Origin of the sequence: Victivallis lenta, from assembly GCF_009695545.1 — a bacterium.
In the GTDB taxonomy this organism is placed as follows: Bacteria; Verrucomicrobiota; Lentisphaeria; order Victivallales; family Victivallaceae; genus Victivallis; species Victivallis lenta.
Window position 1 is genome coordinate 32,821 of sequence record NZ_VUNS01000030.1, and the last position, 26,821, is coordinate 59,641.

General features: G+C 60.9%; 22 protein-coding genes. 13 read left to right on the forward strand and 9 right to left on the reverse strand.

Going from position 1 to position 26,821, the window contains the following annotated elements; all coding sequences use genetic code 11:
* Positions 1–12 precede the first annotated feature (12 nt).
* Entirely contained in the window at positions 13–615 is a 603-nt protein-coding gene (locus tag FYJ85_RS19315) for a recombination protein O N-terminal domain-containing protein (protein ID WP_154420323.1), read from the forward strand.
* 336 nt (positions 616–951) lie between these two features.
* Positions 952–1,878, forward strand: coding sequence for an integrase core domain-containing protein (locus FYJ85_RS19320; RefSeq protein WP_206213331.1), 927 nt, complete (start codon positions 952–954; stop codon positions 1,876–1,878).
* 110 nt (positions 1,879–1,988) lie between these two features.
* Here the strand turns inward: FYJ85_RS19320 and FYJ85_RS19325 are convergent, their stop codons facing one another.
* The 5 genes from FYJ85_RS19325 to rpmA form a co-directional block, all read right to left on the reverse strand.
* Positions 1,989–2,294 carry a hypothetical protein gene (locus FYJ85_RS19325; RefSeq protein WP_154420325.1) on the reverse strand — a complete coding sequence of 102 codons (306 nt, stop codon included), beginning with the start codon at positions 2,292–2,294 and terminating at the stop codon, positions 1,989–1,991.
* Entirely contained in the window at positions 2,258–2,977 is a 720-nt protein-coding gene (locus tag FYJ85_RS19330) for a hypothetical protein (protein ID WP_154420326.1), read from the reverse strand. Before FYJ85_RS19330 ends, FYJ85_RS19325 begins: the two co-directional genes overlap by 37 nt.
* A 143-nt stretch (positions 2,978–3,120) precedes the next feature.
* Positions 3,121–5,355, reverse strand: a complete 2,235-nt coding sequence (locus FYJ85_RS19335) for a glycosyl hydrolase family 2 protein (RefSeq protein WP_154420327.1) — start codon at positions 5,353–5,355, stop codon at positions 3,121–3,123.
* 115 nt (positions 5,356–5,470) lie between these two features.
* Positions 5,471–6,487: a GTPase ObgE gene (gene obgE, locus FYJ85_RS19340; protein ID WP_106053361.1), complete on the reverse strand. Its 1,017-nt coding sequence runs from the start codon at positions 6,485–6,487 to the stop codon at positions 5,471–5,473.
* Positions 6,488–6,576: 89 nt separating this feature from the next.
* Complete coding sequence (rpmA, locus tag FYJ85_RS19345) at positions 6,577–6,831, reverse strand: 50S ribosomal protein L27 (protein WP_106053360.1); 255 nt, start codon at positions 6,829–6,831, stop codon at positions 6,577–6,579.
* A gap of 217 nt (positions 6,832–7,048) precedes the next feature.
* On the opposite strand from rpmA, the gene FYJ85_RS19350 reads away from it, so the two are divergent.
* The 5 genes from FYJ85_RS19350 (at position 7,049) to FYJ85_RS19370 (ending at position 14,483) form a co-directional block, all read left to right on the forward strand.
* The gene (locus FYJ85_RS19350) at positions 7,049–8,785 is read left to right on the forward strand and encodes an ABC transporter ATP-binding protein (protein WP_106055710.1); all 1,737 of its coding nucleotides are present in this window, start codon (positions 7,049–7,051) and stop codon (positions 8,783–8,785) included.
* 107 nt (positions 8,786–8,892) lie between these two features.
* Positions 8,893–9,174 carry an HPr family phosphocarrier protein gene (locus FYJ85_RS19355; RefSeq protein ID WP_106053359.1) on the forward strand — a complete coding sequence of 94 codons (282 nt, stop codon included), beginning with the start codon at positions 8,893–8,895 and terminating at the stop codon, positions 9,172–9,174.
* Positions 9,149–11,113, forward strand: coding sequence for a tetratricopeptide repeat protein (locus FYJ85_RS19360; RefSeq protein WP_154420329.1), 1,965 nt, complete (start codon positions 9,149–9,151; stop codon positions 11,111–11,113). Before FYJ85_RS19355 ends, FYJ85_RS19360 begins: the two co-directional genes overlap by 26 nt.
* 253 nt (positions 11,114–11,366) lie before the next feature.
* Complete coding sequence (gdhA, locus tag FYJ85_RS19365; RefSeq protein WP_154420331.1) at positions 11,367–12,710, forward strand: NADP-specific glutamate dehydrogenase; 1,344 nt, start codon at positions 11,367–11,369, stop codon at positions 12,708–12,710.
* Between the two features lie 180 nt (positions 12,711–12,890).
* Positions 12,891–14,483 (forward strand): ArnT family glycosyltransferase, encoded by a 1,593-nt coding sequence (locus tag FYJ85_RS19370; protein WP_154420333.1) that lies wholly within the window; start codon positions 12,891–12,893, stop codon positions 14,481–14,483.
* 56 nt (positions 14,484–14,539) lie between these two features.
* Here the strand turns inward: FYJ85_RS19370 and FYJ85_RS19375 are convergent, their stop codons facing one another.
* Positions 14,540–16,585 (reverse strand): TIM-barrel domain-containing protein, encoded by a 2,046-nt coding sequence (locus FYJ85_RS19375; protein ID WP_206213333.1) that lies wholly within the window; start codon positions 16,583–16,585, stop codon positions 14,540–14,542.
* 155 nt (positions 16,586–16,740) lie between these two features.
* On the opposite strand from FYJ85_RS19375, the gene FYJ85_RS19380 reads away from it, so the two are divergent.
* From FYJ85_RS19380 to lepB, 4 genes are all read left to right on the forward strand, one after another.
* A complete protein-coding gene (locus FYJ85_RS19380; protein ID WP_106053354.1) occupies positions 16,741–17,157 on the forward strand; it encodes a secondary thiamine-phosphate synthase enzyme YjbQ in 417 nt (138 codons plus the stop codon).
* Positions 17,158–17,255: 98 nt separating this feature from the next.
* On the forward strand, positions 17,256–18,968 hold the full coding sequence (locus FYJ85_RS19385) for a type IV pilus twitching motility protein PilT (RefSeq protein WP_154420339.1): 1,713 nt from the start codon (positions 17,256–17,258) through the stop codon (positions 18,966–18,968).
* A 27-nt stretch (positions 18,969–18,995) separates the two neighbouring features.
* Entirely contained in the window at positions 18,996–20,114 is a 1,119-nt protein-coding gene (locus FYJ85_RS19390) for a type IV pilus twitching motility protein PilT (protein WP_106053352.1), read from the forward strand.
* A gap of 18 nt (positions 20,115–20,132) precedes the next feature.
* Positions 20,133–20,690 (forward strand): signal peptidase I, encoded by a 558-nt coding sequence (lepB, locus tag FYJ85_RS19395; protein ID WP_106053351.1) that lies wholly within the window; start codon positions 20,133–20,135, stop codon positions 20,688–20,690.
* 15 nt (positions 20,691–20,705) lie between these two features.
* On the opposite strand, the gene FYJ85_RS19400 is transcribed toward lepB, so the two are convergent.
* Genes FYJ85_RS19400 through FYJ85_RS23345 form a run of 3 tightly spaced genes read right to left on the reverse strand, consistent with a single transcriptional unit; the run spans position 20,706 to position 23,466 of the window.
* Complete coding sequence (locus FYJ85_RS19400; protein ID WP_154420340.1) at positions 20,706–21,305, reverse strand: manganese efflux pump MntP; 600 nt, start codon at positions 21,303–21,305, stop codon at positions 20,706–20,708.
* A gap of 49 nt (positions 21,306–21,354) precedes the next feature.
* Positions 21,355–22,257 carry an ornithine carbamoyltransferase gene (gene argF, locus FYJ85_RS23340; protein ID WP_206213334.1) on the reverse strand — a complete coding sequence of 301 codons (903 nt, stop codon included), beginning with the start codon at positions 22,255–22,257 and terminating at the stop codon, positions 21,355–21,357.
* A gap of 3 nt (positions 22,258–22,260) precedes the next feature.
* On the reverse strand, positions 22,261–23,466 hold the full coding sequence (locus FYJ85_RS23345) for an aspartate aminotransferase family protein (protein WP_106053348.1): 1,206 nt from the start codon (positions 23,464–23,466) through the stop codon (positions 22,261–22,263).
* A gap of 244 nt (positions 23,467–23,710) precedes the next feature.
* Between FYJ85_RS23345 and FYJ85_RS19410 the strand changes: the two genes are divergently transcribed.
* Together FYJ85_RS19410 and FYJ85_RS19415 are read left to right on the forward strand one after the other, a co-directional pair.
* Positions 23,711–25,093 carry a glycoside hydrolase 5 family protein gene (locus FYJ85_RS19410; protein WP_154420342.1) on the forward strand — a complete coding sequence of 461 codons (1,383 nt, stop codon included), beginning with the start codon at positions 23,711–23,713 and terminating at the stop codon, positions 25,091–25,093.
* 302 nt (positions 25,094–25,395) lie between these two features.
* Positions 25,396–26,532: a GntR family transcriptional regulator gene (locus FYJ85_RS19415; RefSeq protein ID WP_154420344.1), complete on the forward strand. Its 1,137-nt coding sequence runs from the start codon at positions 25,396–25,398 to the stop codon at positions 26,530–26,532.
* The last annotated feature ends 289 nt before the right edge of the window (positions 26,533–26,821 follow it).

Genomic DNA, 26,821 nt, shown 5'->3' on the forward strand with positions numbered 1-26,821 from the left:
AGGAACGGGAAGATGACGCGGATTCGAACAAGCTGTATTGTTCTGCGTCAGACTCCGTTCCGGGAATCGAGTCTGATCGTCTCGGCGCTTGCGCCGGAGGGACGGATCGACTTTCTGCAGAGAGGCGCACGCGGATGCGGAAAACGGAAATTTCCGGAAGTCGGACTTTTCCGGGAACTCGCAATTGAATACCGTCCGCCGGATGCGAAATCGACCTTTTTCTCGGTTCGCGATCCGGAGGTCCGGACGGTTTTTGATTCGATTGCCCTGCACACGGAACCATATCTGGCTGCCTGTGAACTGGCCGGATTTCTCCATGCCAATACGCATCCGATGGTGGAATCGGCGCAGACATACCGAGCGTTCCGGACGCTGCTTTCCCATTATACGCAGTCGGAGGAGGTGGAACCGTGGAAGATGCTGGTCAAACTGGCGTTTCTCAATGAAAACGGACTGATTCCCGAACCGGAACGGGAGGAGGAGGTTCTGCTGCTGAAATACCTTCTGGCTGCATCGCAGGGGGAGGAGGAAGCGCCTCCGCTCCGGGAGGAGTACCGGGAACGCCTAGGGCAATGGATCGACCGTCTGCTGCATCATCATGGATTCCGGACATGAGAGGAAAACCGGAAGAGTTTTTTTCCTCTTGTATTTCCGCAAAAGGGATGGTATATTGGGAAAAGAACCGGCAAAAACGCCGGATTCAACGATGAATCAGAAGGGGGGAATCATGAAAGATTATGTCTCGGACTGCCTTGTGCGCGATCTTGCCAATCGGGATCCTCGAATTCGACAGGTTCTGGAACAGCTCGGTATCGGTATGCCACCAGTGAAGCCCATCTGTAAATGTAAGTGCCCAGCCAGCCCCATCTGGATTTGAGGCAGACAGCGTGGTATGTTCTGCCACAAACCGGAATAATGGGAGGACGGCATGGGACGGGAAGGACGAGATTATTGGGAGGCGCAACTGTCAGCAAAGAGTTGAATGATTTTCTGCTTGCCGCCATAGAACCGACATGGGCTCCCGGGACAATCCGAAAATGGTATTCCGATCTGGTTGAAGCAAAATACAACAGCGTCAATGAGGGACAGAAAAAACGGGGCAGAAAGCCCATCTCTCCGGAAATAGTTGAAAAAGTCCTGCAGCTGGCGAAAAGCAATCCCGATTGGGGATATGAACACATTGCCGGAACAATGCGGTATCTGGGATACAATGTCAGCACGACAACGATTCGGCATATTCTGGAAGCGAACGGTATCGTTCCTGATCCCGAACGTCGATTGCGCGGAGATTGGTCTCAATTCATCGAAACGCAGCAGTATGTAACCGCATCAACAGATTTCGCCCAGGTGGAACGTTTGACTCCATTCGGACTGGTTCGTGAGAGCCTGCTGTTTTTTATGGACATCGGCAGCCGGGAAGTATGCCTGGGAGGTATTGTTCATAATCCTGACAGCAACTGGACTACACAGATTGCCAGAAACATGTGCGATATGTGGGACGGTTTCATGCTGGGGAAAAAATACCTGATCCATGATCGCGATCCGCTTTTCAACAAGAGATTCGATTCTGTTTTTGAATCTATTGGGGTTCAAATCAAGAGGCTGCCGCCGTTCACACCGCAGATGAATGCCCGCATGGAGAATTTCATTCGGGCGATCAAGACAGAGTGTCTGAACAAGATTATTTTTACTTCAGAACGGCAACTTCGGCTGGCGGTCAAGGAATATCTTGAATACTGGAACCATTATCGTCCCCATGCCGGGCTTGGCGGCAAAATGGTCAAACCGTATCCGCAGGATATGAATGCCCCGGTCAGAGAGGTTTCATTTCTTGGTGGCTTGCTTCACGGTTATCGACGGGAACCGATGGCGGCGTGAACGTGAGGAATTTATGCACCCCCGTTACGCGCGCGTGAGGATTTTCGCTCTTGTCAGAAAAAATAGGGATTTTATGATAGTCTGCCAGTCTGATTTTTTCGTATGACAGGTCATGAGTAGAGGTCGGAAGTTCGAATCTCTTTTCTACCATTTTCGCGATGTTCAAACTCTTTTTTGAGGTAGAATGAAGTTCCAGTTTCTCCCGGAGAATTTTTCGAGAAGTGAAAATGCTCATCCTTTTGAGACTCGAAAAATTCGCCATTTTGAGGTGGAGAGAATTTTTCTGGAAAATAAAAAAATGCTCGACCATATTGAATTTGTAAGCTGTCGGCTTTTTTGAAAGACCGGCAGTTTTTTTTTGACGATATTCCCGGAAGGGTCAGGAGGTTAGGTGCCAGATGGAACTCAATCCCCATGAGGCCAGGCCGTCGATGTAGATTCCCAGCGCCAGAGCCTGGGCATAGCGCGACCACCATTTTTCATAGCGGAACAGGAATACCAGGAACAGGCTCCAGACCGAATGGTGGATGTGCAGATAATAACGAGGTGCCAGCAGCAGGCTGACCAGCGCAATTCCGCCGACGGCCGACAGCAGCGCGCCGGCGTAGCCGTACAGCTGCTTTCTCCGGGCGGCTTCGATCAGGTGCAGGGCCAGGAGGACGGAAACCAGAGCTGAAGCGGTCAGCAGCGTCAGCAGGACGCCTGCCGCGGGTGCTTTCAGGTGCGCCCATTTCAGACTGAAGTTGATGGCCTGAATATAGCGTGCATAGCCGAAAAAAGAGGCGAGGACGGTCAGGGCGGCGTAGAGCAGTACCGGGAGAGTGTGCCAGCGGTTGAGCGGTTTTGTGTCCGGCAGTGTCCGGGCGCAGGCCAGGGGGGCCAGCATGACTGCGGCGATTTCCAATATCAGAATGGAGCGGAAACTTCCATCGAAGCTGTGCAGCGGGTTGGACCGATGCGAAGCAAGCCCCGCGGCGATCAGGTGGCCGATCAGGACCAGCAATGAGAGCATAAGAGTTCGTCCCCGATATTTCGGAAGAAAGCGCCAGCTCGCTCCGAACAGACCGAGCCAGAGCGCCGGCAACACCCATTCTGCCATCTGAAGTGATTCCCGTGTGTGAATGACAGCCTGTCCGTTTCAATATAGCATCAATTGCCGGTTTTTCCATTTCGGAATCCGTCATCGGGGCATTGCCGGGCGAAAAATCATTTTGCGGATAGTCGCCGATGAATTTGCGGCGCTCAGAGGTAAAGCTTCGCCGCCGGGCTGACGCCGATCCGGGTTTCGTCCGGCGTGAAGCCGGCGATGCGTTCGGCATAGCTGTTGGTCTGCCCCGTTCTCTTCATTTCCGGATAGCGGGCGCGCCACTCGTTGCCGAGCGGGTTCGATACCACAAGTTTCAGCCGGTTTCGGCCGGGGCGCAGCGGCGGCAGTCTGAAAATCCACGGCGCAAAGGCGCGGAGCCCGGCGGAACGGCCGTTGACGAAGAGCTCCGCCGAAGCGGCGACCCAGTCGAATTCAAGATAGCGCGGCATCGGTTCCGCGGCGTTGAATTCAGTTTCCAGCTCGATCACTCCCGAAAAATCCGGTTCGCCCTCCGTGAAGTCGCCGGAGGCCGGGAGCGGAACCGGCGAATGCGGCTCCCGGCGGCAGGTGATGTGCTCCCCGATCCGGCTGCGGAGGACGGAGCGGACGATCCAGTTCAGATGCGTCGGCTTCGCCTCCGCGCTTCCTGCCGGGGACGGCGGAACGGCTTTGCCGGTCGTCAGGATGCGCAGCTCGCCCGGCACGAGCGGGAGTTCGCACTTTGTTTCCGAAGTGCGGAACGGTTCGAGTTCGGCGTGAACCGGGTCGGGCGGAGCGAGTTCCCGCCAGCACTCCCCGGCACGCGGCCGGAAGGTGAGGAGCTTCCGCTCCGTGCTCTCATTGAAAATCATCAGCGACTCCCCTTCAGGGCGGCGGCAGGGCAGCACGCGGATTCCGCGCTCCGTTCCGGCGCAGATACAGGCATATTGCGCCAGGTCCGGCAGCGGTTCGGCCGGATGGCGGACGACCGGATTCCCGGCGGCGGCGAATCCGGCGATCGCCCGGCGTTGTTCCGGCAGCATCGGCTCTCCCGGGACGATCAGGAGTTTTTTCGAGGTGGCGGCGGCGAGGTCGTCTACTCCGGCGAAGCGCCAGAACACGAACGCGTCGTTCAGCTTCTCCTGCAGCGCTTCAAGCATGGCGTCGAAGGCGGAAGCCGCCGCTTTGTCGGAAAACGGTTCCGGGCGGTAGAAAATCCAGACCTCCGGTTCGATCGCGCCGGTGTCGTAATTTCCGGCCCACGCCCAATGGGCGGTCAGCGCGGGGAGGGCGTTCCAGACCGGGTTCCGCGGGGAGAGCTCGGTGGCGCAGCCGACCTTCGCCTCCCGCCGGTCGCTGTACGGGAACGGCATCGGCAGCAGGCGGTTGATGCCGCGCACAAGCTGGGCGTTTCCGGCCCAGTACATGGTTTGTCCGGTCACACCGTTGCCGTAGACGTTGAAGCTTTCGGAGAGCGCCTCCTTCCGGTGGTTGCGGATGGCCGACGATGATGCGAGTTTCGCATAATTGCCGTTTCCGCTCTCCGGATGGATCTGCCGCCAGATCGCATCGACGCCCGGCACGTCGAAGCGGTCGGCGCAGCGCAGAAAATCTCCGAGCGAGGCGGCGTGGAGGCTGTGAAGATCCTCGTTGTTCATGTGCCCTTCGAACGGGAGCCCGTGGCGGCGGCACCAGCCGGAGATGACGCCGTAGTAACTTTCGGCCGTCAGGGTCGCGTAGGCTTCGAGGTAGCGCCGCCGGGCAGCTTCTGCTTCGGCGGTAACCTCGGGCAGCCGGAACAGCAGCGGATAAATCTCCTCCACGTCGGAACCGTAACGGCTCCGGTAGTGTTCCGGCAGGCAGGGCGACCACGGGACTGCATCGCTGCCGAGTTCTCCGAAAAAGCGTGGTTCGTCGGTGAAAATGCCGCCGATGGTCCGGCCGAACTCATCGCCGAGCTCCCGGCGGTAGCGTTCGTGGACCAGCGTGAGGAACAGCTTTGTCGCCCGGGCATTCATGAGGTCGGGGTAGCCGCAATCGATCCCTGCGTTGCGCGGTGCGATGCTGCCGTCGGCGCGGCGCTCCAGAACGTGAATGCCGAATTCCGGGCGCCGCTTCACGAGTTCGCCGTTCGCCGTGCCGGAGGGCCAGCCGCCTTCGTCGTAGATCATGAAGCGGAGCCCGAGGCGGCGGCACTCGTCGACGGCCGTTCGGGCCAGGCGAAAGAACTTCCGGCCGAGATAGCGCATTTTCATGCCGCTTTTGAAGTCGCTTTTACGGAAATTGTCCGGCATCGGGTGCAGGTAGACCGAGCGGAAGCCGGCCGCCCGGATCTGCGTCAGCTGTCGTCGGATGCCGTTCGGGGTCGGGTCGGCGTTCCAGTACCAGAAAATTCCGGGCATGGCGTTCATGGGATGATCCTCCTGCGTTTTCCGGATAAGATAGCCGGTGCCGCCGGAAAAATCCAGCGGCGCTTTCCCGTAAAACAGGAAAAATGCGCCGCGGGAAATCGGAGAGGGCGGCCGGTCAGAAATCGAACGGGGATTTCCGGCGGGCTTCGACGGCTTTGCGGATCGTCTCCTTGAAGCTGCCGAGTTCGCCGTCCGCCGCGCAGACCGGAATGATTTCGAAAAGCTCGTGCGAAAGCTCGGAACGCAGGAGCTCGAGATTCTCCTCCGCGCCCGGCAGGTCCATCTTGTTCGCCACGATGATGGTCGCGCGCTTCGACAGCCCCTTCATATAGAGCTCGAGTTCCTCGCGCAGGTGCGCAAGGTCGTCCCACGGGGTGCGCCCGTCGACGCCGCCCATGTCGAGCACGTAGGCCAGCACGGTGGTGCGTTCGATGTGCTTCAGAAACGCATGGCCGAGCCCGACGTTGTCATGCGCTCCCTCGATGAGCCCCGGAATATCGGCCATGGTGATCCGGGAGTAATCCGGGTATTCGATAACGCCGACGACCGGATGCAGCGTTGTGAACGGATATGGCGCGACCTTCGGCCGCGCAGCCGAAACCGCCCGGAGCAGCGTCGATTTGCCGGCGTTCGGATAGCCGACCAGACCGACATCCGCGATGGTCTTGAGCTCGAGGCCGATTTCGCGCTCCTCCCCGGGTTCACCGGGCTCCCACTCGCGCGGCGCGCGGTTGGTCTGCGTGGCGAAACGCGGATTGCCGCGTCCGCCGCGTCCGCCGCGGGCGACGACGATCTGTCTGCCCGCTTCGTCCATATCGGCGATCACCTCGCCGGTGGAGCGGTCGGTCACGACGGTGCCGACCGGCACCTTCAGCGTGATGTCCGGAGCCTTGCGCCCGTGCAGGTTCGAGCCTTTCCCGCCGGGGCCGTTCTGCGCCTGGTAGTGACGGTTGTAGACCAGCGCCTGCAAGCTCTGCTCGCTGTTCGTCGCCTCGAGGATCACGTTGCCGCCGGCGCCGCCGTCGCCGCCGTCCGGGCCGCCGCGCGGAACGAATTTTTCGCGGTGGAAGCTGCAGCAGCCGTTGCCGCCGTCCCCCGCCTTCACGGTAATGGTAGCCTTATCCACAAACATGGTTCGATTTCCCTCTCCTGACAAAAAAGCCCCGAAGACAACTGTTCTCCGGGGCTCTCTGATTTATTGCAGCAAATCCGGCTGCCGAATTACTCGGCGGAAACCGGAACGATGCTGACCTTGCGCTGCGTCTTGCGGAACTCGACGGTGCCGTCGCAGAGCGCGAAAAGCGTGAAATCGCGGCCGACGCCGACGTTCTCGCCGGCATGGAACTTCGTGCCGCGCTGACGGACGATAATCGAACCGGCGGAGACGCTTTCGCCGCCAAACGCCTTGATCCCCAGAAACTTCGGATTGCTGTCGCGGCCGTTGCGGCTGCTGGACTGACCTTTTTTATGTGCCATCTTGTCAATTCCTGTTTTATGTTATGTCGAATAAACAATCAATCATCGAACAACTAAAATACACCGGAATTCGGAAAATGCAAACCCCCGCGGCAAAAAAAATCGAAATGACGGCGATTTCCGGCAGGAAACCGCGGTGGCCGGGCTTGCGCTTTCGGCCGGGCGGCGGTATATTATGGAATAACCGCGCAACGAGGATTTTATGACGATGACATTCATGCAGGCATTCCGGAAGTTCATCCGCTACTATCGCCCGTACCGCGGGCTGTTTTACTTCGACATGATCTGCGCGCTGGCGGTCTGCGCGATCGACCTCGCGTTTCCGCAGATCCTGAATCTGCTGACCAAGAATCTGTTCCTGCAGCCGGCGGAGACGATTCTCTCCGCGCTCTGGTATATCGGAGCCGGGCTGCTGGCCATGTATATCGTCCGATACGGCTGTCAGTACTTCATCACGAGCTGGGGGCATATCATGGGCGCGCGCATGGAGAGCGATATGCGGCAGGACCTCTTCAATCACTACCAGCGGCTCTCGTTCACCTATTACGACCGCAACAACACCGGTGAAATGATGTCGAAGCTCGTCAGCGACCTGTTCGACATCTCCGAGCTCGCGCACCACGGGCCCGAGAACATCGTGATTTCCACGCTGAAAATCATCGGAGCCTTCACGATCCTCATGTTCATGAACGTCCCGATGACGCTGCTGCTGCTGGCGGTCACGCTGATCATGGTCGTTTTCAGCCTCGGCAAGAATCGGCGTATGCACCGGATTTTCATGGACAACCGCCGCAAGATCGCGGCGGTCAACGCCCGCGTACAGGATTCGCTTTCCGGCATCCGTGTCGTGAAGTCGTTCGCAAACGAGGAGGTCGAATGCGAGAAGTTCGACGACTGCAACCGCAGTTTTCTCGATTCCAAGACCGACAGTTATAAGATCATGGGCAGCTTTCACGCCGGGAACAGCTTCTTCCAGGGGCTGCTTTACACGCTCGTGCTGGTGTCGGGCGGCTATTTCATCGCCGTGGGCAGACTCGAGCCGATGGCGCTTGCGATCTACGCGCTCTACATCGGCATTTTCCTGAATCCGATCGAAGTGCTGATCAACTTCACGGAGCAGTTCCAGCGCGGTTATTCCGGCTTCAAGCGGTTCATGGAGGTGATTCAGACCCGGCCCGAAATCACCGATTCGCCGGATGCGAAGCCGCTTGCCCATGTCGAAGGGCATATCGTTTACGACCACGTCTCCTTCCGCTACGGCAACGAGGCCGAAGTGCTTTCGGACATCAACATCGACATCACGCCGGGGAAAACCGTCGCTCTCGTCGGTCCGTCGGGCGGCGGCAAGACCACGCTCTGTTCTCTGCTTCCGCGTTTCTACGACGTGACCGGCGGCGCCGTGCTGATCGACGGACAGGACGTCCGCAGCGTGACGCAGCAGTCGCTCCGGAGCGCGATCGGCATCGTTCAGCAGGAGGTTTATCTGTTTTCCGGCAATATCCGCGAAAACATCGGCTACGGCAAGCCGGGCGCAACGGATGAGGAGATCGTCGCGGCGGCGAAACGGGCGAACATCCACGACTTCATCCAAACGCTGCCGGAGGGGTACGACACCTTCACCGGCGAGCGCGGAGTCCGTCTCTCCGGCGGCCAGAAGCAGCGCATCGCCATTGCGCGCGTATTCCTCAAAGACCCGAAGATCCTGATTCTCGACGAGGCGACGAGTGCGCTCGACAACGAGAGCGAGCGGTTCATCCAGTCCTCGCTCGAGGAGCTGGCCCGCGGCCGGACCACGATCGTCATCGCCCACCGGCTGTCGACGATCCGCAACGCCGACGAGATCATCGTCATCACGCCGGACGGCATCCGCGAGCGCGGCAGCCACGCCGAGCTGCTGAAGCGGGACGGGCTTTATGCGAAATATTACAACATGCAGTTCGAAGGGCTGAACTGAGAGGCGTGAATTTTTTCGGTTTTGATTTGCATTCCGCCGGGAGACGGGTTATTTTTTGTGTAGAAAAGAATGAAAACGATCCCATAAACGATTCAGAAAGGGCGGCGATGAAAGAACGTGTTTTCACGGTAATGAACAAGGCCGGCATCCATTGCCGTCCTTCGAGTGTGATTCTGAACACCATCAATAAGGAATTTCCGTACCACACCTTCACCGTCGAAACCGGCGACGGCCAGGAGACGGAGCTCAACAGCATCCTGACGCTGATTTCGCTCGGACTCACGGTCGGAAGCAAGGCCGTGCTGAAGGTGGAGGGGCCGGACGAGGAAAAGGCGGTCCAGCGCATCGGCGATCTTTTCGAAAATGAATTCGACTTCCCGCCCCGGTAGGGAGCTGCGGGCTTTTCTCCGTTCCTGCTTCGGGCAGTCGCGGCGGCGATGGTTTTTCTGCCTGGCCGCCGCCGGAGTTCTGCTGCGTGTCCTCTATCTGTGGCAATTCCGGGCGTCTCCGCTGTTCGATGCCGCGATCGGCCCGGACGTGCAGGAGTATTACGATCGGGCGCTCGAAATTCTGAATGGCGAATTTTTCCCGCCCGGCGCCGATCACCATGCCCCGTTTTACAGCTGGATGCTCGCCGGTATGCTGGCGGTCACCGGCGGCTCCATTCCGGCGGTGCGCATTCTGCAGCTCGCGCTGAATTTCGCGGGCTGGATCGTCTTTTTCGCCGCTCTGAGGCGGACGCCCGGCATTCCCCGTACTGCGGGCTGGAGCTTCTTTGCGCTCGCCATGCTGTATCCGGTTCCGCTTTTTCATGAGTCCCAGCTTATTTCGGAGTCGCTGCTGGTGCCGGTTCTGGCCGGCTGCTTCGCCTTTCTTTCCGCGGCGGAGAGTGCCGCTGCGCCCCGGCAGCGGTTGTCCCGGCTGGCCGCCGCCGGCGTGTTCGCCGGCGGCGCGGCGATCACCCATCCCCTGACGCTTGCGTTCGGCGCGGCGGTTTTTCTCCGGCTTCTGTTCCGGCGCCCGCGCCGGAATGCGGCGGCGTTCGCGGCCGGGATTGCGCTCTGCGTGCTGCCGGTTTCGGCGGTCAACAGCCTGCGGGCGGAGCGGCCGGTGCTGGTGCAGGCCGGCGGCGGCTTCAACTTCTGGCTCGGCAACAACCCGGAGGCGACCGGCGGCTGTTATCTGCGTCCCGGCCGCCGGTGGGATGCGCTTCACCGCGATGCGGAGCAGGAGGCGGAGCTCCGCCGTATTCCGGTCGACCGGGTCTGGCTCGGCCGGGCGGCGCAGTTTCTCGTTGCGAGTCCCGGCGACGCGCTGCTGCTTGCCGCGCGCAAAGCGCTGCTGGTCTGGAGCCCGCGGGAGCTGATTTCCGGAGCGGACCCCGATTTTCTGCTTCGTGAAACCGGCGTCCAGTGGTACGGCGGACTGCTCACGCTGCCGGTTTTCGTGCTGTGCGGCATCGGGCTCGTTCTCTGCCGGAAAGGGCTGTTCGCCGGCCCGTACTGCGGTTATGCGCTGCTGCTTTTCGCCATGTGGACGGCGCAGATCCTGACCGTCACTTCGGGGCGTTACCGGACGGCGATGCTTCCGGCCGTCCTGCTCTTTGCGGGCGTCGGCATTGCGGGGCTGAACTGGCGCCGCTGGTTTCTGCTGCCGCCCGCCCTGCTGGGGATTTCGGTGTTGTTCCAGCTGCCGGTTCGCGGCCGCCCGGAGGCGGCCTCGCTGCTGGGCGAAGCCGCGCTCCGGAAGGGCGAGCTCGACCGGGCCCGCCGCCTGCTCGAATTCGCATCGCGCGAGATCGATGCACCGGACCGCTTTGAAAACCAGCTCGGCAGCATCGCCATGCGGACCGGGAATTTTGCGGAGGCCGAGACGCGTTTCCGCCGGGCGGCGGCGCAGGTGCCCGGCAAGCCGGAGGCGTGGATGAATCTCGCCAATCTGCTGGCGGCGGACCCTGACCGCCAAAGCGAAGCGGACGAAACGTACCGCAAAGCGCTGGCCCTCGCTCCGGATTATGCCGATCTCCATTTCAACCACGGCCTTTTCCTGCAGAAAACCGGCAGGCTGGCGGAAGCCCGGGCCGCGTTCGAGGCGGCAATCCGGCTCGTGCCGGACCATGTGCCGGCCCTCAACGGCCTGGGAACTGCCGCGCTGATGACCGGCTCCCCCGGCGAAGCGGTTCGTTATCTCGAACAGGCGCACCGACTTGCTCCGGAGAATCCGCAATATCTCGGCAACCTGGTTTATGCCTGCCGCGCCGCGGGCGACGCGGAGCGGCTGGAGCGCTACGGCCGCCGCCTGCGGAGGCTGACGGAACGGAATGAGTGACAAAAATGTAACTTTCGTGGATTTTCCCCGTGTTTTGTCTTCGCTGTCGCACGGGTCCGGAAAATAAATGACAAAAATGTAATTTTATTGCAATTTGATGACAATATTGTTATTTTTCAATATTTTCCAGCGGGAAATAATTTGCATCCGTCGTTATCCGCCAGGTAATTACATATTCTGGCATGTTTTTTGCTATTAAAAAATAATGCATTTATCACAATGCCGAACCAAACGAATGAAAGGTTTTACAAAAATGAGCAATTATGTCGATCGCGTGCTGTCCGGGCTGCAGCAGACCAACGGCCATGAAAAGGAGTTTCTGCAGAGCGTAACCGAAGTGCTCGGCTCCCTCTCGAAGATGCTCGAGGCCCAGCCGAAATACGAGAAGCACAAGATTCTCGAGCGCATGGTCGTTCCGGAACGCGCCATCATCTTTCAGGTTCCGTGGGTGGATGACAAGGGCGGGATTCAGGTCAACACCGGTTACCGCATCCAGTTCAACAGCGCGATCGGTCCCTACAAGGGCGGGCTGCGCTTCCATCCGTCGGTCAATCTGTCGATTCTGAAGTTCCTCGGCTTCGAGCAGGTCTTCAAGAACAGCCTGACCACGCTGCCGATGGGCGGCGGCAAGGGCGGCGCGGACTTCGATCCGAAAGGCAAATCCGACCGCGAAGTCATGGCGTTCTGTCAGAGCTTCATGCGCGAGCTCTTCCGCCACATCGGGCCATCCACCGACGTCCCGGCCGGCGATATCGGCGTCGGCGCCCGCGAAATCGGCTATCTCTTCGGCCAGTACAAGCGCATCGTCAACAGCGTCGACAGCGTTCTGACCGGCAAGGGGCTGAATTGGGGCGGCAGCCTGGTCCGTCCGGAGGCGACCGGCTACGGCGCGGTCTACTTCGCGGCTGAAATGCTCAAGACCCGCGACCGCGGTTTCGACGGCGCCCGCGTGCTGATCTCCGGCTCCGGCAATGTCGCGCAGTATGCGGCCCAGAAGGCGACCCAGCTCGGCGGCAAGGTGCTGTCGCTCTCCGACTCGAACGGCACGATCATCGACGAGGACGGCATCGACGCCGAAAAGCTCGCATTCGTCCAGGAGCTCAAGAATGTCAGGCGCGGCCGTATCGCCGAATACGTGAAGCAGTATCCGACCGCGAAGTATTATGAAGGCAAGCGCCCGTGGACGCTTGCGAAGTGCGACATCGCCATGCCGTGCGCGACGCAGAACGAACTGAATCTCGACGAGGCCAAAGCGCTTGTCGCCAACGGCTGCATCTGTGTCTGCGAAGGCGCGAACATGCCGACCACGCTCGACGCGACCCAGTACTTCCTGCAGAACAACGTGCTCTTCTCGCCCGGCAAGGCTTCGAACGCCGGCGGCGTCGCCACCAGCGGCCTCGAGATGAGCCAGAATGCGATGCGTCTCTCCTGGTCCCGCGAAGAGGTCGATCAGAAGCTGCACGGCATTATGATCAACATCCACAACGCCGCCCGCAACGCCGCCGCCGAATTCGGCGAGCCGGACAACTACGTCATGGGCGCGAACATCGCCGGCTTCCGCAAGGTCGCCGACTCGATGATCGATCTCGGCATCTGACCGGACCGCGTCCCGGTTTCGGACCGGGCGCCGGATTGATCTGACGGATTCCGGAAAGGGCACCGATGCTGCTCTTTCCGGAATCCGTTGTCTTTTTCGGTTGCATTTTACGGCCTGGCGGGTACATTATATGCTGAGCAACACGCTTTCGGCCATGAAGAAGATACGGAAAAGGAAACGATGAACCTGTTGCGGAACGAAACCCTCAGACGCTGGACCCGGCAACCGTTTTTTTATTTTCTGGCCGCCCTGGCGCTGGCATTGCCGCTTGCCGCCTGCACCGCGATTCCTTCGCTTGATGTGGCCGGCAGGTATGCTCCGATGGCCGATGCGCTGGCAGCCGGGGAGTGGCGTTATGCGTTCCATCCGCGCGTATCCCCGCTGCTGCCGGTTCTGGGCGGCGTCTTTTCCTTCCTGTCCGGCTGGAGCGGTTTTGCCGGAGTGAAGCTCGCGGCTTCTCTGCTGTTCGCGCTTGCGGTGTTTCCGTTGTTCGCACTCTTCAAGCGGGTGTTCTCCGAGCAGGTCGCCTGCTGGGGCGTGCTTTTTTTCCTGTTCTGCTCGCATGTGCTCCGTTATGCGGGCGAGGGGCTGCGCGATGCCGGAAAAACCCTGCCGCTGGCTATCGCCGCCTGGGCTTTGATCGGACTTCGCTCCGCTCCGCGGCAATGGAGGTATTACCTCTGGCTCGGCGCCGCGTTTGCGCTCGGAACCGCCATCCGTCCCGAGCTGATGGCGGTCATCGGCCTCATTCTTGTCGCGGCGTTCCTCTGCGACTGTGCCGGAAACCGGCTGCCGTACCGTTCCGTCGCCGCCGGCGGGTTCGGGCTGCTTCTGCTTGCCCCGATGTTCTGGAGCAACTATACGGCGACCGGATATCCGGTGCCGGATATCCGGTTCATTCCGCTGATCCGGAAATTCGCGGCGAATAACCCGCCCGCCGTTTCCGTTCCGGTCCGTCCGAAGGTCGTCCTGCCGCCGCCGTCCGAGCTTCTGCCGCCTCCCGTCAAGCTGCCGGACGCGGTCCTGAAGGCACGGCAGACCGGCAACCGCTGGTATGAGGCGGCAGGTTATCTGGAGGGGCTTTTCGAGGGCAGCTATCCGTACTTCCTGATCCCGGTCCTGCTCGGCATCGGCTGGCGGATCAGGCGCCGGGAGTGGAATGCCGGGGAGAGCATCATTCTCGCCATCCTGATCGGCCATGCGCTTCTGCTGACCTTGCAGAACGTCATTGCGGACGGTTACCTCGGGTTCTCCAAACGCTATCTGATTCCGGCTGCGCCGCTCGCCTTCGGCTGGTGCGGCTGGAGCGCGATCATGCTCTGGGGAGTCCTGAAGCGGCGCTTCCCCGCCTGCTGCAATTTCAGGACGGCTTGTGCCGTCACGGCGCTGTTGATGACCGCGCTGTATGCGGACGCCTTCGGCCCGGTGATCCGGGAGCATACCTCGCGCAAGCAGTCCGCCAAGCGGCTGGCGATCGAAAAAGCGGCGGCGGTGATCCGCGCCGACTATCGCGGGGAACGCAGAACCGAACGGGAGTTCACGCCGTACCTTTATCGCTCGAACCGCCGGCCGCTGGTCTTGGCATTTGACGATATCAAGCCGGCCGTCTATCTCTCCGGCGGTTCCTGCACCGCCGATCCGTCGCGGGCCGACTACATCATCACCGGCCGCGGCGGCTCCGCCCCCGGCGGAAGCTGGACGCCGCTGGCCCGGATTCCCGGACGCAAGGACGAAGCTGTCGTCTGGCGCCGGAATCAGGAGCGCGGGTTTTAGAACTTATCAGTTGATTTGCTCTTGATCCCCGGCAAGCCGCCTGCCTTCGGCCGTGGTTAAAAGCGTTCGACCGCTTTCACCGCGTAGCGTCTCTTCGCGCTTTCGCTCATGGAGCCATCCGCCCGGACCTCTCCCCAGGCAGGCGCTTCGTTTTCATAACCGAAGCTGAAGCCGTCGTCGGCGAAAAGGCGGGCCGGTTCCGGGGCGCTGCCGTAAACGCGCAGAGTCAGCCGATGCTGCATGCCGTCTTCGATATATTCGACCGGGTCGGCCAGCGGAATCACGCTGTTCTCTTTGACCAGGATCGGCAGTTCTCCGATCGCCGGAGCAAGCCGCACCTCTGCTTCATGCCGTTCGCCGGTGTGAAAATCGCGCCAGACTCCGGGCGGCAGCGGCAGAACGAGCTCCGTCATCCCGGCGCGGAACGGTGCAACCAGCAGGCGTTCGCCGGCCAGCCATGCGAAATCGACGTCGCGCAGCCGTTCGTCCTCCGGATAGTCCATCGCGAGCGCCCGGAACGGCGGCGTCCCCTCGAACCGGTAGGCCGCGAACGCCGCGTAAAGGTACGGCAGGAACCGCATCCGCAGCTGCAGCGTCTCGCGGGTCAGGACCTCGAGATGGGCCTGCTCTTCGGGCGGATAAAACTCGTTTCTCACGTTGCGTTCGCGCACCAGCTGCCGCCACGGCGGATTCGGCATCATCCAGATATTCAGCAGCATGAGCGGCGAAAGCACCATGGTCTGCAGCCGCCGGATATAATCCTCCGGCGAAGCGGCGTGCCGGAATTCCGGCGTCCAGAGCAGCCCCGAAAAGCCGCTGGTTGTCACGCCGCGGATGAATTCGGCATGGTCGTAGAGGTCGCTGTAAAGCACGAACGGCTGCGGCGGAGCGAACGCATGGGCATTGCGGACCAGCCCGTAAGTGCGCACGCCCGCGTCGCGGCAGGCGCCGTCGACCACATTCATATAGTGTGTGCCGAACATCGAATGCATGGTCTCCCCGTCGTGGCCGGACGGAAAGCGCGAACACTCCGGGAACGACCACGGACTTGAGATGAAATCCGAATTATCGCATTCGTCGAGTTTGAAAGCGTCGATGCCGCGCCGGGTCAGCCGTTCGGCGTGATGCCGCCGGAATGTTTCGCGCGCCGGAGCCAGCGTGAAGTCCGGCACCAGGCCGTTCCAGACCTTGAAGTCGCCGGAGTACGGCCGCAGCTCCTCATAAAACGGCGCGTCGGGATGCGTGAACGCATGCTCCCAGAGATTGATGCGGAAATGCTGCTCCCGGAGCCGGTTGACGAGCGCTTCCGGTTCCGGGAAACGTTCGGGACTCCAGGAAAACGTACAGGAGTAGGCGTGGCTCTGCCAGCCCGGTTCGAGGCCGAAAACGTCGCACGGGATATGCTTTTCGCGCAGTTCGGCGGCCAGCGACAGCGCTTCGCCGGCCTCGAAAGCGCCGCAGGCGCGGTATTGGCAGCCGAGGCCCCATTCGGGCGGAAACGCCCCGCCGCCGCAGAACAGGACATAGCGCCTCACCGCATCAAGCAGCGCCGGGCCCGAAAACAGATAGATTTCGACCCCCTGCGCGGCCGGAATATCGACGACCATCGGGGCGGAGACTCCTTCTTTTCCGGCGTAAAGCTCGGCTTCGGTCAGGCGGATGCCGCCTGCTTCGTCCGTCTGCTTCCGGGCGTTCAGCAGTTCGTTGCCGCCGCAGTAGAAGGTAGCGTAGCGGGCCGTATCGACCAGCACGCCGTATCCGGCGGTCGAGAAATAGAGCGGGCAGGGCGCATGGCTGTCGCCGGTGTCCACGGCCGGATCGCTGTTGACGCGGAGCGTCCGTTTCCTGCCGGTGTGACGGAGCCGTTTCAGGTTGAGCCCGAAACCGTAGATATCCTCGCCGGGCGAGAGCGGCAGTTCGAGGCGGCAGCCGCGCGTCGAAACCGAAAAACGGATCTGGCCGGCATCGAACGGCGCGGCCGCGGCGGGCAGGGCGGCGAGCGCCTCTCCGCGCGGCGCCCTGACATAAACCTGTTTCGACGGAGTGTCGGATTCCGGCGTGCCGAACGCCAGTCGTGCGACGCCGGGAAAAAGCTGCTCCATATTCTTCATCCTTCCTTGACGATTCCGGTTGCATACATGTTTTCAATAAGATAGCGTCCGAAAATGTGATTGCAACCCGGCGGCACCTTGACAGCGTCGAAAAAATGCGCTACATTGTCCGGTCTCTGAAGCAATGTCCGATACAGGAGGAATCTATGAAATCGTACCGCAGGGAGCTTACGCTCACGCTGCCGCAGCGCCGGCAGTTCGTCAACATCACGCCGCAGGTCGAAGCTGCGCTCGAGGAGTCCGGCATCCGCGAAGGGCTGCTGCTCTGCAACGCGATGCACATCACGGCTTCCGTGTTCATCAACGACGACGAGCCGGGGCTGCACGCGGATTTCGAAACCTGGCTCGAAAAGCTCGCGCCGGAGAAACCGCACAGCCAATATGCCCACAACGGCTATGAGGACAATGCCGATGCGCATATGAAACGGCAGGTCATGGGCCGCGAAGTCGTTGTCGCCGTGACCCGCGGGCGCCTCGATTTCGGACCGTGGGAACAGATCTTCTACGGCGAATTCGACGGGAAACGCCCGAAGCGGCTCCTGATCAAAATCATCGGCGAATAGAGCCTTCCGATTTGAAAAAAGCCGGTTGCCGCGCTATTGTAACATATTGCGATCCGTCGCAGGAAGTGCAAGCGTTCATTTAGGAGAGCCTTTTTATTATGCCGCTGGATATTCAATGGTTCATTTATGCGCTGATCAGCAACGGCGCCATCACCCAGGCGGATGCCGATCGTTTTTATCAGTCGCTCGGCGCGAATCCCGACCTCGAAGCGTATGCGCAGCTCGTGCTCGATCAGCTGGTCAGCGGACTTTCCGAGGAGGATCAGCAGTCGGTCCTCGAACAGATCCAGTCGGTGATCGATTATGCGGTCGCCCAGGCCGAGACCGGCATTGCGCCGAACCTGCCGCAGAACAAGCCCGCCCGGCCCGGTTTTCCGGGCGGCGCGGCGGCGGCCCGGCCCGGTTTCCCTCCGGCGCAGCGGGCTGGGGCTTTCCCTCCGGCTCAGCGGGCGGCGGCGTTTCCTCCGGCGCAGCGGGCGGGGGCCTTTCCGCCGGCCCGGCGCGGCTACATTCCGCCGTCCCCCGGTTCCCGCGATATGGGCGAACCGCCGGAGGAGCGGCGCGGCGGTGACGGCGGCCGCGCGCGTACCGCCATCGTGCAGGATTCGGCCACGCGCTTCGACAGCGTCGACATCGACCTGTCGCAGATTCAGTCTTATGCGGATCTGCCGAGTCTCCGAAACGTCTCCGAAATGAGTGATCCGGAGCTTCAGCAGCTCGTCATCACGCTGTTGACCTGTCTGCGCGCACTCGGCGCGTCGGACCTGCATATTTCGGCGGGTTCTCCTCCATTCGTCCGCCGGATGCTCCAGATCGAACGCATCGACGACTGGGTCATCCCGGAAGAGGATGCGTTCCGGCTCAACACCGTCCTGCTCTCAGCCGAGCGCAAGAAGCGCTTCGAGGAGGATATGGACATCAACTTCGCGCTTGAGATCGGCGCGGACCGGTTCCGCGTCTGCCTCATGATGCACAAAGACGGCTCCGCAGCCAGCTACCGCCTGGTACCGGATCATATCTGTTCGCTCGAGGAACTCGGTTTTCTCGACCATGACGTGACCCACATCAAGCGCCTGCTCGACTATCACAACGGTCTTGTGCTGGTCACCGGCCCGATCGGCTCGGGTAAAACCACGACCCTTGCGGCGATGGTCGACATCATCAACGAAAAACGCACCGACCACATCATCACGGTCGAAGACCCGATCGAGATCCTGCAGAATTCCAAGAACTGCCAGGTTACCCAGCGCGAGATCGGCAAACATACGATCAGTTACCGCACTGCGCTCAAAGCCGCGCTGCGCGAGGACCCGGACGTCATCGTCATCGGCGAACTGCACGACCTCGAAACCATCGAGAACGCGATCACGGCTTCGGAAACCGGGCACCTCGTCATCGGCACGCTGCACACCAGCGATGCGGCCAATACGCTGAACCGCCTGCTCGATGTGTTTCCGCCCTCGCAGCAGCCGCAGATCCGCGCCATGACGGCGGGCAGCCTGCGCGGCATCATCTGCCAGCGCCTGATTCCGGCGGCGGACGGCGGCCTGACGACCGCCTACGAAATTCTGATCAACAATATGGCGGTGGGCAACATCATCAGCGAAGGCAAGGCGTTCAAGCTCAAATCGACCATGCAGATCGGCAACAAGCAGGGCATGTGCACGCTCGACCAGTGCCTGCTCGAGAAATACAAGGCCGGCCTTATCACCTACGAGGTTGCGAAATACTACATGCACGACCAGGCCGAAACCGCGCAGCTCGAACGCGAATACGCGATCCGGCAGGCGCAGCAGCTCCAGGCGAATTAATTGGGTGGAAAGAGAGAGCGAAACAATATGGAAACTGAACCGATCATCAATCAATACCTGCGTCAGATGCTCGAACTCGGCGGGTCCGACCTTCACCTTTCGATCAATTTCCCGCCCAAGGCGCGTGTTCACGGCAATATCATCGAGCTGAACGATGAGCCGATCACGCCGGAATACATGGAGCAGATGCTCAAAGAGATCTGCATGCCGAAGCGGTGGGAGAAGTTTCTGGAGACCCACGACCTCGATTTCGCGCATGAAATTCCGGGGCTGGCCCGTTTCCGTACGAACTACATGTACAACTATCACGGCATGGGCTGCGTCATGCGCCAGATTCCGAGTCGGATTCTGACGCTTGAGGAGCTGCACATGCCGGAGGTGCTCAAAGAGATCTGCTCGCTCAAGTCCGGCCTCGTGCTGGTGACCGGCCCGACCGGTTCCGGCAAGTCGACCACGCTGGCCGCCATGATCGACTACATCAACGAAAATTTCAGCAAGCACATCATCACGATCGAGGACCCGATCGAATTCGTGCACCAGAACAAGAACTGCACGATCGTCCACCGCGAGGTCGGCCTGCAGGCGGAATCGTTCCCGACCGCGCTGCGCGGGGCGATGCGCTCGGACCCCGATATCGTGCTGATCGGCGAGATGCGCGAAAACGACACGATGCGGCTCGGGCTCACCTGCGCCGCGATGGGCATGCTGGTTTTTGCAACCATGCACACGAACAACGCGCCGAAGACCATCGACCGTATGATCGACGCATTCCCGTCCAACGAACAGGCGCAGATCCGCACCATGCTGGCTGAATGTCTGCAGGCGATCGTTTCGCAGCTGCTCTGCCGCAAGAAATCGGGCGGCCGCGTCGCCGTGCACGAGGTGCTGCTCTGGACCGACGGCCTGCCGAATACGATCCGCGAGGGGCAGATTTCGAACATCCGCACAATCATCGATGCCGGCGGCGGCCGCGGAATGAAGGCGATGGACAATTCGATTCAGGCCGAATTTGATGCCGGAAATATTTCGGCGGAAGAAGCTTACATGAAAGCAAGCGACAAGGGGCGCTTCCTGCCGTTCCTCGAAGCGGAGGAGGCGGCCGAGAAAGCCGCCCGCGCCGCGGCGGCCGAAGAAGAGGAAGCATAAAAAGGAGTCTCCGCCGGAATGTTCGGGAAACTTTACGCCGCATGGCTGAAAATTGCCGGACTCCACCGCTCCGACGACGAAACGGAGCGGGGAACTTGGGTCAACTTCTTTTTTCCGCGTCTGCGGCCCGGCTTCTTCATCCGCATGACGGTTGTGGCGGTGCTGGCGGTATTGCTTTTCACGCTGGTTCTGATGCCGTGCCGGATCAACGGCGGCAGCATGATGCCGACCTTCCCCGAGCACGGTTTCACCTTCTGCTACAAGCTGCGTTATCTGTTCAGCAAACCGAAGCGGGGCGACATCGTCATCATCCGGTACAAGGACAAGACTTATTTCCTGAAACGGGTGATCGGGCTGCCGGGTGACACGGTCGAATTCCGTAACGGCGATCTTTATTTGAACGGCAGAAAGCAGAACGAGGCGTATGTCCGGTACGCATCGGATTGGAATCTGTCGCCGCGCAAGGTTGAGCCGGGTCACTATTACGTGGTCGGCGACAACCGTTCGCAGGGGATCAACGAACACATCTTCGGCAGCGTGCGCGCGGACCGCATCGTCGGTTCCCCCATCTGGTGACCCGGATACCGGCTTTCAGAGAATACCGGTGTGTTCGAGCAGGATCTTGAGTCCGATGAGGACGATGGCGGTTCCGCCGGCTGCCATCATGATTCTTTCGCCGGCCAGCGTTCCGAGCTTGCGCCCGAGCAGAACGCCGGACGCCGAAGCCAGCGCGGTCACAATCCCCATGGCCGCCGCCGGCAGCCAGATGCCGGTTCCGGCGAAGGCGAGGCTCGCGCCGACCGCCAGCGCGTCGAGACTGGTCGCCACGGCGGGGATGAAAAGCGCTTTGGGAGCGAAGAAATCCGGCGGGCAGCTGCATTCGCCGCCTTCCTTCCGCCGCTCCTCTTCGGATTCCGGCCGGATTCCCTCATAGATCATTTGGCCGCCGACGACTCCGAGCAGCAGAAACGCGAGCCAGTGATCAACCGCCGCAACCACTCCGGCCAGCAGCGTTGCCGCGAAGTAGCCGATGAGCGGCATGACGATCTGGAACGTCCCGAAGAAAGCCGCCGCATTCACGGCGTTCCGCCGGCAACGGCCGGTGCGGTCGCAGAGCGCGCCGCCCACCGAAACCGCGAAAGCGTCGATCGACACGCTTACGGCGAGAATCAGTACTGCTGCAGAAGACATCGTTTCTCCGGGAAAGAAAAAAGCGGCATTCCGCCGCTTTCGCAATGATTTATTTCATCAGCATCGCCATGACGGCTTTTTGAACGTGGAGACGGTTTTCCGCCTCGTCGAAGACGATCGACCGCTTCGGATCATCCATTACGCCGGCCGAAACCTCCTCGCCGCGATGGGCGGGCAGGCAGTGCAGGAACTTCGCATCCGGCTTCGCAACGGAGAACAGCTTCTCGTTGACCTGGTACGGGGCGAAGAGCTTCATGCGCCGCTCGCGCTCCTCCTCGAAGCCCATGCTGACCCAGACGTCGGTGTAGAAATAGTCGACACCGGCGGCGGCCTTCATCGGGTCCGCCTCCCAGCTCACGTTGGAGCATCCGGCGTAGAGCGCCCGGTCGGGCTGCTCCTCCGCCGGGGAGCAGAGCACAAGCTCCATGCCGGTCAGCCGCGCGGCGAGGATCAGCGAATTCGCGATGTTGCTGCGCGCGTCGCCGTAGAACGCCATTCTGATCGACCCGTCGGTCCGCCCGGAATACTCCCGGATGGTGAGCAAGTCGGCCAGAATCTGGCACGGATGGTATTCGTCGGTCAGCGCATTGATGACCGGAATGTCCGCTTCGCGCGCCAGCTCTTCGACTTCGGCGTGTGAGAAGGTCCGGATCACGATGCCGTGCAGGTAACGGCTCAGCACTTTGGCCGTATCCGCCACCGTCTCGCCGCGGCCGATCTGCATCTTGCTCTGATCGAGATAGAGCGGGCGGCCGCCGAGCTCGCCGACGCCGACTTCGAACGAGACCCGGGTCCGGGTCGAGGATTTCGCGAAAATCAGCCCGACGCTCTTGCCGGCCAGCGGCGTGAACGCGGTTTTGCCGCGTTCGGCCTTGAGCTTCGACGCGAGTTCGAAAATATGTTCCAGATCGTCCCGGGTGATGTCCCGGAGCGTCAAAAGGTCCTTCTTCATCGGTTATCCCTCCTGTATGGCGGCATTCAGCTCTTCGAGAGCGGCCGCGATTTTGCCGATTCCTTCATCGGCTTCGGCGCGGGTCAGGTTCAGCGGCGGCAGCAGCCGCAGCACGGTTTCTCCGGCGGTCAGAACGACCAGATTCCGCTTGAGGCAGAGTCCGGCCAGCGTCGCCGCCTCGCGGTCGAGGACGACGCCGATCATGAGGCCCATGCCGCGGACGCCCTTGACGAACGGATATTTCTTCCCGAGCTCCCCGAGCTGCCGCCGCAGGTATTCGCCCTGTTCCCGGCAGTTTTCAAGCACGCCTTCATTGTCGAACGCCTCCTGCACCGCGAGCGCGGCGGCGGAGACGAGCGCCGTTCCGCCGAAGGTGCTCGCATGGGTTCCCGGCGTCAGCGTATCGGCGTATTTGCGTTTCGTGATGAAGCCTCCCATCGGCAGGCCGTTCGCAATCGCCTTGGCCATCGAGAACGCATCGGGTTCGACGCCGAAGCTCTGCCAGGCGAAACGAGTGCCGATCCGGCCCATGCCGCACTGCACTTCGTCGAAGAGCAGCAGGATGCCCTTTTCGTCGCAGAGTGCGCGGACCTGCTTCAGATATTCCAGATCGGCCGGCAGGATGCCGCCTTCGCCCTGCACCGGCTCGAGAACGACGGCGCAGGTTTTATCATTAACCGCATTTTTCAGCGCTTCGATATCGTTGAACGGCACCTGCCGGAAACCCGGCATATCCGGTTCGAAGCCCTTGCGGTATTTCGCGCGTCCGGTGGCGGCCAGTGTGGCAAGGGTCCGCCCGTGGAACGAATTGTCCATCGAGATGATCTCGTTGCGCCCGGAGGCGTTGCCGATTTTGCGGGCGAGCTTGAACATCCCCTCGTTGGCTTCGGCGCCGGAGTTGGCGAAGAACACCACGCCGTCGAAGCAGTTTTCGATCAGCTTTTCGGCGAGGCGCGGCATGACTTCGTTCATATAGAGATTCGAAACATGCACGAGCGTCGCGGCCTGTTTCCGGACCGCGGCGGTCACGCCCGGGTGGCAGTGCCCGAGGTTGCAGACGGAGATTCCGGTGGCGAAGTCGAGATATTCGCGGCCGTCGGCGTCCCAAAGGCGCGCGCCTTCACCTCGCACGAAGAGAATCTTCGGCGCATAGGTGGGCATCACGTACTTCCGGTACCGTTCGACGGTGGCCTCATAAAGGTTTTCCATGATTATCGACTCCTTAGTTTTGGAAAACACTCACCTGAGTTTATGTGAGTGAAAATCGTTACTATAACACGATTTCATGAAAATGCAAGTCGATTCCGGAAATAAAAACGACGGAGAGAGAATGTCGTCGCCGGGAGGCGGAAATTCCGGAAAAAACGGTCCGGACGATTGCAGTTTGCGGTTTTATCGTTATACTTACTGAGGAACGCATGCGGAAGCGCAGAATCGAAAGGAAGGAACAGCCATGGACAGTCGGATGAATCAGTTCGTCAGGATCAGCCGGAAGAACAGCCGCTATTTCGAGTATGAGGACGGCACGCCGTTCGTCCCGGTCGGCATGAATCTCTGCTTCGAGCGGTTCAGCGGCGATGATGCGGAGATTCTCGCAATCTACCGCCGCTGGTTCCGGCGCTTTTCGGAGAACGGCGGGAATTTCGCGCGGATCTGGCTCGGCGTTCCGTTCCTGAACCTCGAACCGGAGAAACCCGGCGTGTTTTCGGAGCGGAAGCTCGAAAATCTGCGGGCGCTGGTCGCGCTCGGGCGGGAGTACGGCATCCGGCTCAAATTCACGCTCGACCATTTCCGCGACCTGCGGCCGGTCCGCCAGGCCGAGATGTTCCCCGGGGCGGCCTGCTTCCAGAACCGGGTCTACCGGCGGGAAAACGGCGGTTTCGCCGACACGGTGGAGGAGTTCTTCAACGGGGAGGCGGCGCGGGCCAATTTCGTCCGCAAACTCGAGCTCCTGAGCCGGAACTTCGCGGATGAGCCCGCCGTCATGGCCTGGGAGCTCTGGAATGAAGTGAACTGCGTCGGCCCGGTGTCGCTCTGGAAGCCGTGGACCGAAATCATGCTCGGTGAACTGCACCGGCTGTTTCCGAAACAGTTTGCGCTGCAGAGTCTCGGCAGCTTCAGCGATTTTTATGCATATGATCTGTACGACGAGCTTGCGTCGCTCGAGGGCAACGATTTCCTGCAGGCGCACCGCTATCTCGACCCCGGCGCCGAGATCGACGTCTGCCGGGGGCCGATGGATCTGCTCTGCCGCTCGGCCGTCGCGGAACTTTGCCGCCGCTGTCCGGAGCGGCCCGCGATTCTGGCCGAAACCGGGGCGGTCGAGTGGTGCCACTGCCGGGCTTCGCATCTGTATGAGCTGGACCGGGAGGGGACGCTGCTGCACGACGCGCTGTTTGCCCCTTTCTTCGCCGGAAGCGCCGGCTGCGGCCAGTTCTGGCACTGGGACCATATCTATGTCGACCGGCACGATCTCTGGCATCACTTCGGATGGTTCGCGCGCGCAATCGCCGGAATCGATCCCGCGGCGGAAGATTACCGGCCCGAGCTGCGGGAGAACCGGCGGCTCCGGTTCCATATCCTGCGGGGAAACAGTCACGATCTGGTCTGGCTCCGCGACAAGGCGGACTGGGCGGACGAACTCGACCGCGGCATCGCGCCGGAACGGTTCGCGGAGCTCCGGGTACCGGTCGAACAGTTGACTGCGGCACCGGTTTCGCGGGTCGAATTTAATTCGCCGTGGGAGGACGGTGCGGAACAGGCGGCCGTCCCGGAAAACGGCGTGATCACCTTCCCCCCCTTCCGGCGCTCCCTCGTCGCCAGGCTCTGTTTCTGAATCGGTAAAGTCATATGCGGCGCGCGGTCAGGCCGATGCATCGGATTGGCCGGGCGCCGCGTTTATTTGCCTGGGATGGCGTATTTTATATATTTATATCATAATATAAAATAGATTTTGCTGCGTTTTTTACAGCGTGTGATCATATTTCCTTTGCTTTTTTATCGAAACGGTATTGACATTTGGGGGAAAATGCGTCATAATCATATTAAAGAATACAAAATGTGCGCCGCCGGCCGGACTCTCTCTCTCTCTGAGCAGGAGTTGCGGCGGCGGAGGAATACGGCGGAAACGGGAAGAGGATGAATCACAAGCTTGCCTTCAAACGTGCGGGGAATGCGGATTCGCCGCTGTACATGCAGGTAGCCGATACGCTGCGTTCGCTGATCGACAACCGCATGCTGCGCCCCGGCGAGAAAATTCCGCCGACGCGGGAGCTGCGCGACACGTTCGAGGTCAGCACGATCACCGTCGAAGCCGGAATCCGGAAGCTGGTCGAGGAGAATTACCTGATCCGCCGCCCGCGGCGCGGAACCTTCATCAACCCCGCGCTCGGCCGGAGCGGGCCGCGGACCGGCGAAAAGCTGACCATCCGCATCATTTTCGGCGAGATCGACCTGAATGATCTCTACTGGTACATTGTCCTGAACGCGATCGAGAGCTCTCCGCTGCTCGAACGGGCCGACAAACTGTTCACCACGCTGCGGGCCGCCTCCCTGACCCCGGAACGCATTGCGGAGCTGACCGACGGATGCGCCGGACTGATCCTCTGCGGCTACTCTTCGGTCCGCTTCACGGAAGAGCTGATCCGGCGGGGAATCCCGTTTTCGATGATCGGCGGCTTCAGCAGCGCCGAGGAGCCCGACGGACCGGAGATCGATGCGGTCGTGCACGACGATGTGCATCGCGCCTATCTGTCGACCCGCCATCTGCTCGATCTCGGCCACCGCGACATCTGCTGCGTCGCCGGGCCGCGCGGCAGCCGCCTGTGCCGCGATATCGAAGCCGGATTCCGCTCCGCCATGCGCGAATTCGACCTGCCGGAGCGCGAGTTCGACTTTGCGACCGTCGACGGCCATACGATCGGCGAGGGGCGCGAGACCGGCCTGCGGTTGCTGACCCGCATGGCCCGGCCGAGCGCGGTCTACGCCTGCGACGACCGGCTGGCGGTCGGTATTGCCAAGGCGGCGTTCCACCTCGGCTTCAGGATTCCGGACGACCTGTCGATCATCGGCGGCGGCAATCAGGAGATCGGCCGGGTCGTGACGCCGGAAATCACTTCGACTCCGAGCTATCCCGAGCGTTCGGCCGCCATCGCCATCGGGAAGCTGCTCGGACAGATCCGCGATCCGGAGCACCGCAAGTCCTGCACGGTGCTTCAGATCGACGAGCTTGTCATCGGCGGATCGACCCGAATCCGCCGCCCGCGCGGAGAGTGATGTCTGTTCCGCCTGTCGAATTGGGAATATCGGAAAATCGCAAATCAAGGAGTGAAGCACCATGAGAAAAGAGAGCCGTTTTACCCTGATCGAGCTTCTGGTGAATATGTCACAATATAACCGTAATTCCGCATAATAACGGGTATGTGAAGCTTCCGTGTACGGTCTGTCATGATGTAACTCCTTTTGGTTAAATGAATTTATTCGGCCTCTGGCGGCAAAATTGTTCTGTTTGCTCTTCCTGGTCTCGTCCGTCTTCATTGTCGTGGGATTCGCGGGGGAAATACAT